Source organism: Prevotella sp. CAG:592 (assembly GCF_000436015.1).
Classification (GTDB): domain Bacteria; phylum Bacteroidota; class Bacteroidia; order Bacteroidales; family Bacteroidaceae; genus Prevotella; species Prevotella pectinovora.
Map to the genome: position 1 here is coordinate 1 of NZ_FR892615.1, position 15,523 is coordinate 15,523.

11 protein-coding genes and 1 tRNA gene are annotated in these 15,523 nt (G+C 48.2%); 11 read left to right on the forward strand and 1 reads right to left on the reverse strand.

Annotated features, from left to right (window positions below):
• Positions 1-485: 485 nt before the first annotated feature.
• The 11 genes from QVO99_RS08635 to QVO99_RS08685 all read left to right on the forward strand — a co-directional run bounded on the left by QVO99_RS08635 (position 486) and on the right by QVO99_RS08685 (position 15,087).
• Positions 486-1,265 carry a ParA family protein gene (locus tag QVO99_RS08635; protein ID WP_022317207.1) on the forward strand — a complete coding sequence of 260 codons (780 nt, stop codon included), beginning with the start codon at positions 486-488 and terminating at the stop codon, positions 1,263-1,265.
• A gap of 21 nt (positions 1,266-1,286) precedes the next feature.
• On the forward strand, positions 1,287-2,177 hold the full coding sequence (locus QVO99_RS08640; protein ID WP_022317208.1) for a ParB/RepB/Spo0J family partition protein: 891 nt from the start codon (positions 1,287-1,289) through the stop codon (positions 2,175-2,177).
• 38 nt (positions 2,178-2,215) lie between these two features.
• Positions 2,216-2,956, forward strand: a complete 741-nt coding sequence (locus QVO99_RS08645) for a DUF5683 domain-containing protein (protein WP_042519363.1) — start codon at positions 2,216-2,218, stop codon at positions 2,954-2,956.
• Between the two features lie 58 nt (positions 2,957-3,014).
• Positions 3,015-4,370, forward strand: a complete 1,356-nt coding sequence (locus tag QVO99_RS08650; protein WP_022317210.1) for a lytic transglycosylase domain-containing protein — start codon at positions 3,015-3,017, stop codon at positions 4,368-4,370.
• Between the two features lie 39 nt (positions 4,371-4,409).
• Positions 4,410-6,713, forward strand: coding sequence for a RelA/SpoT family protein (locus QVO99_RS08655; protein ID WP_022317211.1), 2,304 nt, complete (start codon positions 4,410-4,412; stop codon positions 6,711-6,713).
• Between the two features lie 146 nt (positions 6,714-6,859).
• Positions 6,860-7,840 (forward strand): pectinesterase family protein, encoded by a 981-nt coding sequence (locus tag QVO99_RS08660; protein ID WP_022317212.1) that lies wholly within the window; start codon positions 6,860-6,862, stop codon positions 7,838-7,840.
• Positions 7,841-8,221: 381 nt separating this feature from the next.
• On the forward strand, positions 8,222-11,494 hold the full coding sequence (locus QVO99_RS08665; protein WP_022317213.1) for a SusC/RagA family TonB-linked outer membrane protein: 3,273 nt from the start codon (positions 8,222-8,224) through the stop codon (positions 11,492-11,494).
• Positions 11,495-11,518: 24 nt separating this feature from the next.
• Positions 11,519-13,429, forward strand: coding sequence for a RagB/SusD family nutrient uptake outer membrane protein (locus QVO99_RS08670; RefSeq protein WP_022317214.1), 1,911 nt, complete (start codon positions 11,519-11,521; stop codon positions 13,427-13,429).
• Positions 13,430-13,468: 39 nt separating this feature from the next.
• Positions 13,469-13,927 carry a hypothetical protein gene (locus tag QVO99_RS08675; protein WP_022317215.1) on the forward strand — a complete coding sequence of 153 codons (459 nt, stop codon included), beginning with the start codon at positions 13,469-13,471 and terminating at the stop codon, positions 13,925-13,927.
• Between the two features lie 121 nt (positions 13,928-14,048).
• Positions 14,049-14,819 carry a hypothetical protein gene (locus QVO99_RS08680; RefSeq protein ID WP_022317216.1) on the forward strand — a complete coding sequence of 257 codons (771 nt, stop codon included), beginning with the start codon at positions 14,049-14,051 and terminating at the stop codon, positions 14,817-14,819.
• 193 nt (positions 14,820-15,012) lie between these two features.
• Positions 15,013-15,087 (forward strand) — tRNA-Val (locus QVO99_RS08685).
• An 86-nt stretch (positions 15,088-15,173) separates the two neighbouring features.
• On the opposite strand, the gene QVO99_RS08690 is transcribed toward QVO99_RS08685, so the two are convergent.
• Complete coding sequence (locus tag QVO99_RS08690; RefSeq protein ID WP_022317217.1) at positions 15,174-15,521, reverse strand: MerR family transcriptional regulator; 348 nt, start codon at positions 15,519-15,521, stop codon at positions 15,174-15,176.
• Positions 15,522-15,523 lie beyond the last annotated feature (2 nt).

A 15,523-nucleotide genomic window follows, 5' to 3' on the forward strand; every position in this document is an offset into this window, starting at 1 on the left:
TCAAAATACTTGAGATATGCAAGCAATTATCTGAAAAACTCACCAATGAATCGGGGAATGTTCCACACCGCGGCTCTGTTCATAGGTTTTAGTACTTGGAAGTATAGGCCTTATCCCTTCGGCAGAGACAGAGGGCATTGATAACGAAAGGTGGCTATTAGACTAAAAATGCAAGAGAACAATGCTAAAGATCTTTTGGGTATCCTCAGAATGATACTATGATATTTTTTGTCGGGAAAACTCTGTTTGCATGAAATAATATAGGCATGCCGTGCAAATGCAGACTCAACCAAAATCAGGAAACTACATCCAAGGTCACTTTCCCATATCGGCAATACCACTTTCCCATATTAAAAAGTACGAAAAAAGGTTTAAAACCTCTGATTGTGGCGCAAATTATGTATCTTTGCAAAATAATTGGGCTATACCAAATCAGTAGGTTTGGCTGAATTGCTATGGCCTCGAACAAATTAGAAAAGGATAAAATGGGAAAGATTATTGCTTTGGCTAACCAGAAAGGCGGTGTGGGAAAGACTACAACTACCATCAACCTCGCCGCCTCGCTCGCCACGCTTGAAAAGAAAGTGCTCGTCATCGACGCCGACCCGCAGGCTAATGCCTCCAGCGGACTCGGGGTCAACTCCAAGGACGTGGACTGCACACTCTATGAGTGCATCATCGACCATGCCGACGTGAAGGAAGCTGTCTATACCACTGACATCGACGGACTTGACATCATTCCGAGCCATATCGACCTTGTGGGAGCAGAGATAGAGATGCTGAATCTCGAACACCGCGAACAGGTGATCAAGAGAATGCTGCAGCCTATACGTGATGATTACGACTATATCCTTATCGACTGCTCACCTTCTCTCGGACTGATTACCGTCAATGCCCTTACGGCAGCCGACTCCGTAATAATCCCAGTGCAGTGTGAGTATTTCGCCCTTGAGGGAATCAGCAAACTGCTCAATACCATCAAGATTATCAAGAGCAAACTCAACACACGTCTTGAGATAGAAGGATTCCTGCTCACGATGTATGACGGCAGACTGCGTCTCGCCAACCAGATATACTACGAGGTGAAGCGCCATTTCCAGGAACTGGTGTTCAAGACCGTAATCCAGAGAAACGTGAAGCTTAGCGAGTCGCCAAGCCACGGACTGCCCGTCATCCTGTATGATGCCGACTCCACAGGAAGCAAGAACCACCTGGCGCTGGCAAAGGAAATCATCAACAAGAACGAGAAAACAAGCAAACAATAAGCAAACATAAGCAACGAGATAATGGGAGTACACAAGAGATACAGCGCACTCGGACGCGGACTCGACGCACTGATTTCAACCGACGACGTGCGTCCGCAGGGCAGTTCTACGATAAACGAAATTGAAATAGACCAGATTGAGGCAAACCCTAACCAGCCACGTCGGGAATTTGACGAGGAAGCGCTTCAGGAACTTGCCAACAGTATCCGCGAAATCGGTATCATACAGCCAATCACACTCAGACAGGTGGCTGAGGACAGATACCAGATCATTGCCGGAGAGCGCCGCTGGAGAGCCTCGCAGATAGCTGGGCTGACAGCCATACCGGCATATATACGCACGATAAAAGACGAGAACGTCATGGAGATGGCGCTCGTGGAGAACATACAGCGAGAGGACCTCAACGCCATTGAGATTGCTCTGGCATACGAACACCTGCTCTCAAACTCAGGAATGACACAGGAAAAGGTGTCGGAGCGAGTGGGCAAGAGCCGCACGGCGATAACCAACTACCTCAGACTGCTGAAGTTGCCCGCACAGGTGCAGATGGCATTGCAGAAAAAGGAAATCGACATGGGACATGCGCGTGCGCTTCTCTCTATCGACTCGCCGTCGCTTCAGATCAAGGTGTTCAAGGAAATACAGAAAAACGGATACTCCGTAAGAAAGGTAGAGGAGATAGCCAAGCAGCTCAACAGCGGCGAAGACGTGACGGTGGGCAAAAAGGTGATAGCCTCGAAGACACAGCTCCCGGAGGAGTTCAACGCTCTGAAGGAACGACTCTCTTCGTTCTTCTCCACAAAGGTGCAGATGACCTGTTCGCCAAAGGGAAAAGGAAAGATAAGCATCCCGTTTGCCAATGCCGATGAACTGGAGCGCATCATGGCGGCGCTCGACAAAATGAACGACTAAAAGCGGAACGTGAAGTGTTGAGCAACATTCATAGAATGATGATGTGCCTCGTGGCAGCATGGACGATGCTTGCCGTGAATGCCGCAGAGACGGAGAAACAGCAAACACCATCGGCAACGCAGCCGACGGTTGTGCCGGACTCGTTGTTGAGTGCGGCGAGGGGTGCCGTGGCTGTGGATACAGTATCTATGTTGAATGCAGATTCCATATATATATTAAATAAGGTGGACTCTGTAGGCGTGAAGCAGAAAAAGGCAAAGCGCGACTGGGCTACATGGAGCCCTGATCCCAAGCGTGCCATGTGGCTTGCCATAGTGCTGCCGGGAGCCGGACAGGTGTATAACCGTAAATACTGGAAACTGCCTATCGTATACGGCGGATTCCTTGGCTGTATCTATGCATGGAGGTGGAACAACCAGATGTTCCGCGATTATTCGCAGGCATATATGGACATCATGGACGACGACCCCAATACGCAGAGCTACAACCAATTCCTGCATCTCGGAATGCAGATAACGGATGAAAACAAAGAGCGATATCAGAATCTCTTCAAGCGCAGGAAGGACTACTACCGCAAATACCGCGACCTGAGCATTTTCTGCATGATAGGTGTCTATGCTCTCTCTGTAATCGACGCATACGTGGATGCGTCGCTGTCGCAGTTTGACATATCCAAGGACCTGAGCCTGAAGATAGAACCTTCGGTGATGAACGACCGCCGTTCGGCAAATCCACTGAAGTCGTCGGCGCTCGGACTGCAGTGCTCGCTCAATTTCTAATGAGCCGGTTTGCGCTGCACGATGTATGAATTAAAAAAAGAAACAATTTGATTAAGTAATGATATTTAAAAACAAAGTTATAGTATTGGCGGCATCTCTGCTGTTGGGCAGTGGGTTACAGATGTTCGCACAAGATGTAAATGACAATGAGATAACAGTGAAAGACAAGGATGGCCGTGAAGAAGTGATCGACGTGCCTGAGTCTATGGGCACTGAGTTTGACGACCTCCTGCAGGAGTATTACTCACAGAAATACCTGAAGGTGGACGACGACTGCAACTACCGAGACGAAAACCGTACCTATGAGCCGGAGGTCTACGTAGACCGTCTGAAGCGTCTGCCGAATATCATGGAGATGCCATACAACGACATCGTGCAGAAATTCATCGACCGCTACACCGGTCGTCTGCGCCGTTCGGTGAGCTATATGCTCGGAGCATCGAATTTCTATATGCCGATATTCGAGGATGCCCTCTCGGCATACGACATTCCACTGGAATTGAAATACCTGCCGGTTATAGAATCGGCACTCAACCCTAAGGCTACATCCAGAGTGGGGGCTGCCGGACTGTGGCAGTTCATGCCATCCACCGGCAAGCAGTATGGACTGGAGATAAACTCTCTCGTTGACGAGCGTCGCGACCCTGTGAAGGCATCCTATGCTGCAGCACGCTATCTGCGCGACCTATATAAAATCTATGGCGACTGGAGTCTCGTAATCGCTGCATACAACTGCGGACCGCAGAATGTGCGCAAGGCGATGCAAAGAGCAGGCGGAGAGGCCGACTATTGGAAGATCTATCCATATCTGCCGCGTGAGACAAAGGGATACGTGCCTGCATTCATCGCAGCAAACTATGTGATGAACTATTATTGTGAACACAACATTTGTCCGATGCGCACCACATTGCCGGCAAAGACCGATACAGTGGTGGTGACTCGCGACATACACCTGAAGCAGATTGCCGACATGTGTGGAGTGAACCTCGAAGAACTTCGTGCGCTCAATCCGCAGTATCGCCGTGACATCGTGAACGGCAACTCCAAGCCATCAGTGCTGCGCCTGCCTATTTCGGTGGTCAATTCGTTCATCAGCAATGAAGACTCCATCAGCAACTACCAGGCTGACCAGCTCTTCACACGCCGTTCTCTCGTTGAGGTGGACGAGCAGACACAGCCCCGCTACACATCTTCGAAGCGTACCTCTTCGAAGAAAGGATACGGTCGCTCATCTAAGAAGTCTAAAGGCAAGAAAGGCAAGAAGGGTCGTGGAGGCAAGAGCGTGACAGTGAGAAACGGTGACACTCTCTCCGAGATAGCCGAGAGAAACCACACCACCGTGGGCAAGCTGCGCAAGCTCAACGGTATAAAGGGCAGCAACATACGTGCCGGCAAGAAGATAAAGGTGAAGTGATAACAACATACAACCGTTAACTCTTAAAATCGCATTATCATGGGTGAACAGAAACTTACAGACCAGGAGCGAGAGGCTGCTGATGCTAAAATGGTAGATGATGCCTTCAAGCATCTGCTCGACAGTTATCTCGCATCGCGCCACAGAAAGAAAGTGGATATCATAACGAAGGCTTTCAACTTCGCACGTCAGGCCCACAAGGGAGTGCGCCGACTCTCCGGCGAGCCATACATCATGCACCCCATAGCGGTGGCACAGATAGCATGCTCGGAGATGGGACTCGGGTCAACGAGTATCAGTGCGGCACTGCTCCACGACGTGGTGGAAGACACCGACTATACGGTGGAGGACATCCAGAACATGTTCGGTCCGAAAATCGCCCAGATAGTAGACGGACTGACCAAGATTTCAGGAGGAATCTTCGGTTCTCAGGCATCGGCACAGGCAGAGAACTTCAAGAAACTGCTTCTGATGATGAGCGATGACATCCGTGTCATCCTAATCAAGATTTGCGACCGTCTGCACAACATGCGTACGCTCGACGGACAACCGCCAAACAAACGCTACAAGATTGCCGGCGAGACCTTATATATATATGCGCCGCTCGCCAACCGTCTCGGACTGAACAATATCAAGACAGAGCTGGAGAATCTCAGTTTCAAGTTCGAACACCCGGAGAAATATGCGCAGATAGAAGAGAAGCTCGCCAGCACTCAGGCATCACGCGACACCCTCTTCGACAATTTCACGAAACCTATCCGTGAGACACTCGACAAGATGGGCATCGAATATACCATCAAGGCTCGAGTGAAGAGTCCGTTCTCCATCTGGAACAAGATGATGCAGAAAAACGTGTCGTTCGACCAGATTTACGACATCCTTGCCGTAAGAATTATTTTCAAGCCGAAAGACAAGGACGAGGAGGTGGACGAATGCTTCCGCATCTATGTTGCACTCAACAAGATATACAAATCACATCCCGACCGTCTGCGCGACTGGGTTAACCACCCCAAGGCAAACGGCTATCAGGCAATCCATGTCACTCTGATGAGCAACATGGGAAAATGGATAGAAGTGCAGATCCGTTCGGAGCGCATGGACGAGATGGCGGAGCAGGGCTTCGCCGCACATTGGAAATACAAAGACGGAGTTGACGGCAATGGAGCCAAGGAAATCTCTGAAGATGAGGGCGAGCTGAACAACTGGCTGCGCACCATCAAGGAAATCCTCGACGACCCGCAGCCAGACGCCATGGACTTCCTCGACACCATAAAACTGAACCTCTTCGCATCAGAAATCTTCGTGTTCACTCCGAAGGGAGAAATCAAGACTATGCCGGCAGGATGTACGGCCCTCGATTTCGCCTTCCAGATTCATACTTTCCTCGGAAGCCATTGTATCGGAGCCAAGGTGAACCACAAGCTCGTGCCTCTCAGCCATAAGCTCAAAAGTGGCGACCAGGTGGAGATTCTCACCTCAAACTCTCAGCATGTGCAGCCGTCGTGGATAAACTTTGTGTCTACTGCAAAGGCGAAGACCAAGATTCAGGGAATCCTGCGCCGAGAGGGTAGGGAAGTGCAGAAGCGCGGCGAGGAGATACTCGACGAGTTCCTCAAACGCAATTCTATGGAACTCACCTTCGCCGTGATGGACAAACTCTGCGCTCTGCATGAAGTGGAGAAACACGAGCAGCTGCTCCAGGCATTGGGCGACAAGACCATCATTCTGGGCGACCAGGACCTCGACGAACTGCAGGGCAAGAACAACAAGAAGAGTGAGACTTCCCGTGGATGGCGCAAGTATGTGCCGTTCCTTGGCAAGAAAAAAGACGAAGTAGAGAAACAGCAGAGTGCTACTTCCAAGGGCTATGCAGTCGTGCCGGAGAATTTCAACCGCAAGAAACCGATTTACATCACCGACAACAATATCAATACATACATCTTCAAACCCTGTTGTCATCCTATTCCGGGCGATGACGTGCTTGGATTCATCGACGGCAAGAACCACATCGAGATACACAAACGCTCCTGCAAGGTGGCTTCTAAGCTCAAGTCAAGCTATGGCAACAGGATTCTCGACGCCAAATGGGACATGAAGCGTCAGTTGCTCTTCGATGCCACCATATCGGTGAAGGGTATCGACCGTATTGGTATGCTCAACGAGGTGACGAAGGTCATCTCAGACCAGTTCGACGTGAATATCCACAAGCTCACCATTTCGTGCGACGAAGGCATCTTTGCCGGAGTTTTCGAACTGCTTATCCACGACCGCAGCGATGTGGAGACTGTGATGAACGGACTGAAGACCATCAATGGTGTGCAGGAAGTGAACCAGACGGTTTGATGCAATATACCCAACTCCCGGGTTTTCGGATAATAGAACTATATCAGTATCCTGGTAACCATAATTCCAACGTCGGCATAATGGACGTTTATGGTTTCCAGGATAACTTTCTGGATAAACTACTAATTTAAAACTAATCAATCAAAATGAGAAAATTACTTCTATCCCTTGTTCTCGTTCTTGCGGGAACGCTGGCTGTCAATGCGGCAAACAAATACGACAATCCCGACACACTCTTCGTGGCTCGCGACGGAACGGCAGAGTTTCGCAATATCGACGATGCCATTGAGGTGTGCAGGGCATTCATGGAATACCACAAGGTGATATTCGTGAAGAAAGGCACCTACAAGGAAAAACTCATCGTGCCGTCATGGCTCACCAATATAGAGATATGCGGCGAGGACAGAGACAATACCATAATAACCTACGACGACCATGCCAATGTGTTCATTCCCGGCACCGACCGCAAGATGGGCACCTTCCGCACCTACACCGTGCGGGTGGACGGCAATGACATAACATTCCGCAACATCACGATAGAAAACAACGCAGCACGACTCGGCCAGGCAGTGGCGCTCCACACTCAGGGCGACCGCCTCACGTTTGTGAACTGCCGCATCCTCGGCAACCAAGACACGGTATATACAGGAGGCATTAACACACGCCTCTATTTCAAAGACTGCCACATCGAGGGAACCACAGACTTCATCTTCGGTCCGTCAACGGCATGGTTTGAAAACTGCACCATCCTGAGCCGTACCGACTCCTACATCACCGCTGCTTCCACTCCGCAGAACGTGGAATACGGTTATGTGTTCAACCGCTGCAAGATTGTCGCAGCAGAGGGAGTCAGCAAGGTATATCTCGGTCGTCCGTGGCGTCCCTACGCCCACACCCTGTTCATGAACTGTCAGCTCGGCAAGCATATCCTGCCCGTAGGATGGCACAACTGGAGCAATACGCAGAATGAGACGACTGCACGCTACTGCGAGTATAACAACCATGGCGAGGGAGCGGCAACGAAAGAACGTGCGGCATGGACACGCCAGCTCACCAGGAAAGAGGCGGCAAAGGTGACGCTTGAGAATGTTTTCAGACAGAATGGCGGTTGGATACCGAATGTCTGATTAAAAGAAATTTTGCACATATACCATTAAACTGATGGTATCGGTCAAACATTAAACTGATGATATCGGCCATCTGAGTCTGACAGCAATAGAATTTTCTTTATTGCCAGCCAGTTTCAGATGGCCGATTAAAGTTAAATCTTAGTCTTAAAAATAAAAAACTTTTGCTAAAGTTTTGCGTTTTAAAGAAAACTATATATATTTGCACCGAAACAAACTATACCGTTCCATAACGGAAACGGCACAGGGGTGCCAGAAAAGAAGATGAAACAACTACTGCCCCACATATTATAATATGTGTAGGAAATGTGCTCGGGAAGCACACAGACTGGTACACTACAAGGAGATTGCTACTAACTAATAAATCAAAAAATAACATTTATGCATTTACAATTCAGAAGAGCCTTGACGGCTTCAGTATTGCCTATGGTTTGTCTTACGGCATTTGCCCAGAAGACGGTCACGGGTACAGTGAAGGATGCAAGTGGAGAGCCATTGATTGGTGTTACTGTGTTTGTCGATGGCAAACCAGGTTCCATCACCGACATCGATGGTAATTTCTCTATCCCCAATGCATCTCCTTCTTCTAAAGTAAAGATTTCCTACATTGGTTACAAAGAGCAGACCATTACTCTCGGAAACTCTTCAACTATCAATATCGTATTGCAGGAAGACAATGCTCAGCTCGATGAGGTTGTCGTTGTAGGTTACGGTACGATGAAGAAGAGCGACCTTACCGGTTCTGTATCTTCTGCTGATGGTGCAAAACTTGCTGCCAAGGGTACTACAAGTGCAATGGAGGCATTGCAGGGTTCTGTTCCTGGCGCACAGATTACACAGGCTACCGGACGTGCAGGTTCTGACTTCAACATTCAGATCCGTGGTAAGTCTTCTATCCAGGGAACTTCAAAGCCTATCTATGTTGTCGACGGTGTTATCTGCGAGGACATCGGCTTCTTGAACACTCAGGACATCGAGCGTATGGACATCTTGAAGGATGCTTCATCTACAGCTATCTTCGGTTCACGTGCCACAGCCGGTGTCGTTATCGTAACTACAAAGAGCGGTTCTTCTCTCGCCGGAAAGAGCGAGGAGAAAGTTTCTATCTCATACGACGGATACTATGGCGTTTCAAAGATTGCCCGTATGCCTGACTATATGAACGCCGACCAGTTCTACAAGTGGCGTTTCTCTCAGTTCCTCTCTTCAGGACAGGTGGCAAACGGTATCGCTACCGTTGCCCAGCCAACATGGAAGATGACCCAGCAGGACTTCCTGCAGGGTATGCTTGCCGATACAGAGGACGGAACTTCTGTACTGAAAAACATGCTGAACAACGGCGAAGGCTACAACTGGCCAGACCTCGTTACACAGGACGGTCAGAAGCAGAACCATTTCCTCGCCGTAAACGGTTCTTCAAAGAATACACACTATCATTTTGGAGTAGGTTACAACCGTGAGGAGGGAGTATACAAGAACGACCTCCAGAACCGCTACAACATGAAGGGAAGTGTTGACAGCAAGATCAACAAATATCTCTCTGCAGGTTTCACCCTGAACCTCGCTTACACAGAAAACCAGTTGGCTTCAGATGATGCCGTAAAGGATGCGTTCCGTCAGGTGCCGTTCGCTCGTCCTTACGCTTCTGACGGCAGCTTCAACGTGAAGCCGGGTAACTTTGAGTCAATGGGAACAAAGGCAAATCAGTTCACTGATACCGTTAACCCTCTTATCTATCTGCGTGACGACTCAAAGGAGTCAAACACCTTCCGTGTGCTTGGTAACATTTACGTGCAGTTGAAACCGGTAGAGTGGTTGTCATTCAAGACCACATTCTCTCCAAACTACGTGAACTCACGCACTGGTGAGTATACAGCTTCGAGCGGTTCTCGTACTGAGACTTCTTCTCAAGAGGAGTACACCCGCAAGGACTGGACTTGGGACAACCAGATTGACTTCAACAAGACCTTCGGTGACCACTCTCTGAGTGCTATGGGATTGTTCTCTATGACTTATTCCGACAGAACGTACAGCCAGCTCGGCAGAACTTCTACTGGTGCCACTTCTATCATGACAGGTACAAAGTGGTACAATATGTATACAGGTACTATCTTTGAGAAGGACCCGAAGGATAGTGGTATCGGCACCGGTACAGCATACTGGGAAGAGACAATGATGTCTTACGCTTTGCGTCTGAACTATTCTTACAAAGGCAAGTATATGTTCACAGGTACAGTACGTACCGACGGTTCTTCAAAGTTCCTGAAAGACTCTCGCTGGGGATGGTTCCCATCAGCAGCTCTTGCATGGCGTATCTCTGAGGAAGACTTCATGAAGAACATCTCATGGATCGACAACTTGAAGCTTCGTTTGAGCTATGGTGTGACTGGTAACAACACCGTGTGCGGACATTATAACTCAGTTGGCGTTTCTGGTCCAAACATTTATGCTTTCGGTTCAGTCGTTGCCAACGGCTATTACCCAAGCGGTGTCATCAACGCTGACTTGAAGTGGGAGAAATCTTATGAAACCAACTTCGGTATCGACTACGGATTCCTCAACAACAGAATCAACGGATCTATCGACCTCTATTCTAAGACATCTAAAGACCTGCTCTATGAGAGACACCTTCCATTGGTTTCTGGTGGTGGCAAACTTTGGGACAACGTTGGTGAGGTGCAGAACCGTGGTATCGAGTTCGCCCTGAACACAGTGAACATCCAGACCAAGGACTGGTACTGGACCACAAGCTTCAACTTCGCCCGCAACATCAACAAGGTGAAGAAGATCAACGGCGAGAACAAGATCATCGATTCTGACTACCCTATCACATCTTCTTTGTTCGTAGGTTCTCCAATGAACTCTCTCTACCTGTACAAGTGGGATGGCGTCGTTTCAGACAAGAACATCACTGTTCCTAACAACGATGCTGCTGTTAATGCAGGTTTCACACCTGGTGACCAGGTTCGCTCTTGCGACTACTACCACAAGGTATACGGTTGGTCAGAGGGTATGCCTATCATCAAGGATAACGACGGCAATGGCGTGATCAACGCTGACGACAAGATGATTCTCGGTTGCCAGGATCCTTCTTGGACAGGTAACATCTCTTCTACTTTGCAGTATAAGGATTGGGATTTCTCATTCTCAATCTATACAAAGCAGAACTTCACGGTATACTCAAACACATTGGCTGACACATACGATTATGCTTACCGTGGATGGAACAAGATTGCAATGGATTACTACATCCCTGCTGGAACACTTATCGACTGCGACGGTGTGAATGCTGACGGTACATACATCAACCCTGTATACCAGGAGACCACTCACTATGGTTCATTCCCATTCACAAACAGTTCTATCACCAACAACGGTGCCGGTTCTGCATCTTATGAGAAGAACGTTTACAATGCTCTCGCAGTAGACAAGATTTCTTACTGGAAGGTCAAGAACATCACTCTTGGCTACACATTCCCAAAGAAGTTGCTCTCTTCATGGGGCTGCCAGTATCTCCGTCTTTATGTTAACATTACAAACCCATTCGTATTCACGAAGTACAAGGGATTCGATCCTGAGTGGGCTGATGCAGCCAAGAAGAATGATGGTCCAAGCACAGTGACATATCAGATCGGTGCAAGCATTAAGTTCTAATAACATTTTAAACAAAGAAGCAAAATGAAAAAGTTTATCATAATGTCTGCCCTCGGATTGGCCACGGTGGCTGGTTTGTCCAGCTGTTCTGATTTCTTGGATACAGACAATAAAAGTACTGTAACACCTGAAAGCCAGTTCTCTGACATCTCAGGTTGGAACCAGCAGCTTAACAATGCATATTATGCTCTGCGTGATGTATACAGCGATCCTAAGGTGTTCTGTCAGGGTACAGACCTCTACACCGTTGGACAGAATGCATCGGCTCCTGTATTGCAGTCGTATCAGTATTCTTCAGACAACGAGGATGTTACAAATCTTTATAAAAACACATATGCTGCCATCAACTATGCCAACTGTGTGTTGAAGTATTGCAAGGACGACAAGCTGAACGACCAGGCTCGTTTCGTGCGCGACTATTGCTATTACATCCTTACACAGCAGTTCGGTGCAGTGCCATACATCACCGACTATATCGAGTCGGCAAGCACAAACTATCCTCGCACAGACCTCGCTACGGTTTATGCCAACGTCATTGCTGACCTGAAGGAAATCATCGCAAACGGCAATCTCGAGAGCGTAAGTTCTGAGAAGGATGCCAGAGGACGTGCCAGCGTTATCGGTGCCAAGGCTCTTCTTGCCAAGGTTTACCTCGCAGCAGGATGGGACTTGCAGACAACTGTCAATGATGCAAAGAACGGTACATACACAGTGAACAGCACCGAGTATTTCGCTGAGGCTGCAAAATATGCTTCTGAGGTAGCTGATGCAGTTCCTTTGACACAGTCATTCGACAAGAAATGGGACTTCGACAACAACGAGAAGGGCACCAACGCCGAGACTCTGTTCTCAATCCAGTACGACCGTGCCACTTCATCCGACAAGGTGACGGGTGGTCACGACCAGCAGCACAACTTTGCTCTCTATATGGGTTCAAACACTCTGGGTGTGAAGGGTGTGAAGAGCGACCTCTGTCCTACAGAGCGTGTTTACTACGCTTTCGACAAGGGCGACGACCGCTTCGAAGGAACTTTCATGACCACAGTATATGGTTACGACGGAAATGAAAGCAACTGGAGCAAGCAGGGCTATTGGGCATTCTACAATGCAAATGATGACGAGAAGGCAAAGCTCTCTATCGCATTCAAGTATTTCCCATGGTATACTGAGGATTCTGAGATTGAGGCTTATTGCACAGCCCACGCTTCTCAGTTCGTTACCACTGGTATGAAGAGCACTACCAAGGTGTTCAAGGTTGCTGAGAACTCCACTTGCAAGGCTTATGCCGCAAACGGTTCTTACGATGCAAAGAACTCTGCCACTTACACACAGCCATTCTCTTCTGCAATCCAGAAGATCGGATGTCTGCCTCCAGTACGCAAGTTCGACGACAAGAATACTACCAGCGACTGCAAACAGTCGGGCGGTGACTACCGTGATGTTGTGGTTCTGAATGCAAGCGAGATTTATCTCGTTGCTGCAGAGGCTTACCTTATGATGGGTGACGATGCTAATTCGCTGAAGTATCTCAACGCCGTTCGTACTCGTTCACATGCTTCTTATCTTGGCTCATTCAGCGACTACAAGCGCTACGACTGGGGCTACAATGATGCCGGTGGATACGTGTCATTCGGACAGACCGACAGCTACGGATTGACCATCAACAAGCTGGATGTGATCCTCGACGAGCGTATGCGTGAGACTCTCGGTGAATATTACCGTTGGATGGACTTGCGCCGCACCCATCAGCTCGTTCGTTACAACACTACCTATTGCGGTCTTTCTGTTGCCAACATGACAGGTAACGACGGTCAGATCAAATGGCTGCGTCCAATTCCAGAGAACGAGATACAGATCAACTCAGGTATCACTGCTGCCGACCAGAACCCTGGCTTCCGTACATATAGCACAGCAGAGGAAAGCGATGCAGAATAATCCTGCTTCATTATTAACCGAATTAAAACAGAAAAGAAAATGAAACTGAAAAGTATATTGTTTTTGATGCTTGGTGTTCTCTTCTCGCTCACATTCGCTGCATGCGACGATGATGACGACCCAGTGACACACACCGATGCATCTGTTCTCGTAGGTGGAACTTTCAATGGTTCTATGTTTGACGAAGACGGAAACGAGAAAGCTTCAGATGTAGTTGTTACAATCAGCAAGTTTGAGGCTGAAAATACTCAGGCAATTACAGTCAAGATAGCTTCCGCTACTTTGAAAATGGATCAGGAGGCAGTGTTCAACGTTGCCAAGGCTGGTGAAAACCGTTACACATTTGGAAACGGTTCTGCTGCAGCAGCAAGAAACACAGGTGGAGTGATAGAGGGTAACGACCTTACTGTCTATACCTCTCTCAGCTCAAAGTTCAAGTTCAATGCCACAAGCTCTGCCAAGCGCTACACTATCAAGGCTGTAAAGGCTGGCGAGTAATATCCTGAATATATAACGACAATGTGATAATAATCCGAGTTCATTGCTGGATATCATAAATCCAGCGATGGACTTGAACCAAACGATCAATTTTATTAATAACTTAAAAACAAAACAAATTATGAAAAAGAGTTTACTTTTCGTAGCTGCTATGTTTATGGCAGTATGTGCTAACGCACAGGGTCAGTGGAATGCAGTTCCTTCTACAGCTACTGTTGATCAAGTAGTTGCTAACGCAGGTGAGCCTACAGTTGTTGCTACAGAGATTCAGAACGCCAAGGTTGTTCTTCTCGACGGTGGTCAAAACTGGACAGTAAAGAGCGATCCTACTACAGCTGAGACTTTCGTGTCACAGGGCAAGACTTTCTCTAATGCTTACATCCAGGGTGGTACTAATGGTGTTGACGCTTCTTTGGACAAGGCTGGTTCTACATCTGCTCACATAGAGTTCACTCCAGCTGTTGCTGGTAAGGTTTATGTTGCAGCTAAGTATGGTTGTAAAAAGAAGATCTGGACAGCCAAGGTTCCTAACTCAGTTATCGAGGCTGAGGAGCTCGACTTCGCTGCTATGGGCGATTACGCTACAGACGTATGGGGACAGTACATCACTGCTGACGGTGGTCTGGCCGCAGAGCAGGCTACAGACGCTGACGTTTACGCAGCTCTCGCTTACGACGTTGAGCCAGGCTACACATACTTCTTCTGGGTATCTGGTTCTAAGATCATGCTTTGCGGTCTTGCTTTCGACACTAACGGTGATGTTAACGGCATCAGCAACGTTGTTGCTCCAGAGGCAGACGCTAACGCTCCTATCTACAACCTCGCTGGTCAGCGCGTAAGCTCTGACTTCAAGGGTATCGCTATCCAGAACGGCAAGAAGTTCGTTAAGTAATAAGCGAATCAATTGAACCCAAATCTGTCGTTTCCGACAGATAGAATATATGCCAAGTCCTTCAGTGGGCTTGGCATTTTTGATATTCCATCGTAAAAGTATATCTTAGTATTATATCGTGAAAGTATAAAAAGTGCAAATTATTTTGTCGGTTCGAATAAATAGTGTACTTTTGTGCCGGTAATAGAAAAACAGGGGCGTAGCCCAGTTGGTTTAGAGCGCTGCAGTCACATTGCAGAGGTCATCGGTTCGAGCCCGATCGTCCCTACTTGTTTTCTATTTCTTTTTTTCCTTAATAGTATTCCGTAACTTATTCTGCTGATTCCTAATGCCCGTTTTGGGTTAAATCCGTCATTACGTAAGGTAGTCGAACTGCTTTTTCATCTCCTGCAGCTGGTCGCGCAGCTTTATGAGCGTCTCCAGCACCTTGGTGTCGGAGCTTACGGAATTCTTCTGTTCCTTCAGCATCTTGCGGGCGGCGGCAAGCTTGAAGCCACGCACCTTCACCAGGTTGTATACCACTTTGATGTTCTCGATGTCCTGTTCCGTATACTGTCGGATATTGTTGCCCGTGGTCTTGGGTTTTATCATCGGAATTTCCTTCTCCCAGAAGCGCAACATGCTTTCAGAGACGCCCAGCATCTCTGCCACCTCCTTGATGGAGTAATACAGTTTCAGTTTCTTTTCCGTGTTAAGTGCCATAT

Bases quoted from the DNA above. Each gene is read 5' to 3' on its own strand.
- QVO99_RS08635 (WP_022317207.1), top strand. From the start codon at position 486: ATGGGAAAGATTATTGCTTTGGCTAACCAGAAAGGCGGTGTGGGAAAG.
- QVO99_RS08640 (WP_022317208.1), top strand. From the start codon at position 1,287: ATGGGAGTACACAAGAGATACAGCGCACTCGGACGCGGACTCGACGCA.
- QVO99_RS08645 (WP_042519363.1), top strand. From the start codon at position 2,216: ATGATGTGCCTCGTGGCAGCATGGACGATGCTTGCCGTGAATGCCGCA.
- QVO99_RS08650 (WP_022317210.1), top strand. From the start codon at position 3,015: ATGATATTTAAAAACAAAGTTATAGTATTGGCGGCATCTCTGCTGTTG.
- QVO99_RS08655 (WP_022317211.1), top strand. From the start codon at position 4,410: ATGGGTGAACAGAAACTTACAGACCAGGAGCGAGAGGCTGCTGATGCT.
- QVO99_RS08660 (WP_022317212.1), top strand. From the start codon at position 6,860: ATGAGAAAATTACTTCTATCCCTTGTTCTCGTTCTTGCGGGAACGCTG.
- QVO99_RS08665 (WP_022317213.1), top strand. From the start codon at position 8,222: ATGCATTTACAATTCAGAAGAGCCTTGACGGCTTCAGTATTGCCTATG.
- QVO99_RS08670 (WP_022317214.1), top strand. From the start codon at position 11,519: ATGAAAAAGTTTATCATAATGTCTGCCCTCGGATTGGCCACGGTGGCT.
- QVO99_RS08675 (WP_022317215.1), top strand. From the start codon at position 13,469: ATGAAACTGAAAAGTATATTGTTTTTGATGCTTGGTGTTCTCTTCTCG.
- QVO99_RS08680 (WP_022317216.1), top strand. From the start codon at position 14,049: ATGAAAAAGAGTTTACTTTTCGTAGCTGCTATGTTTATGGCAGTATGT.
- QVO99_RS08690 (WP_022317217.1), bottom strand. From the start codon at position 15,521: ATGGCACTTAACACGGAAAAGAAACTGAAACTGTATTACTCCATCAAG.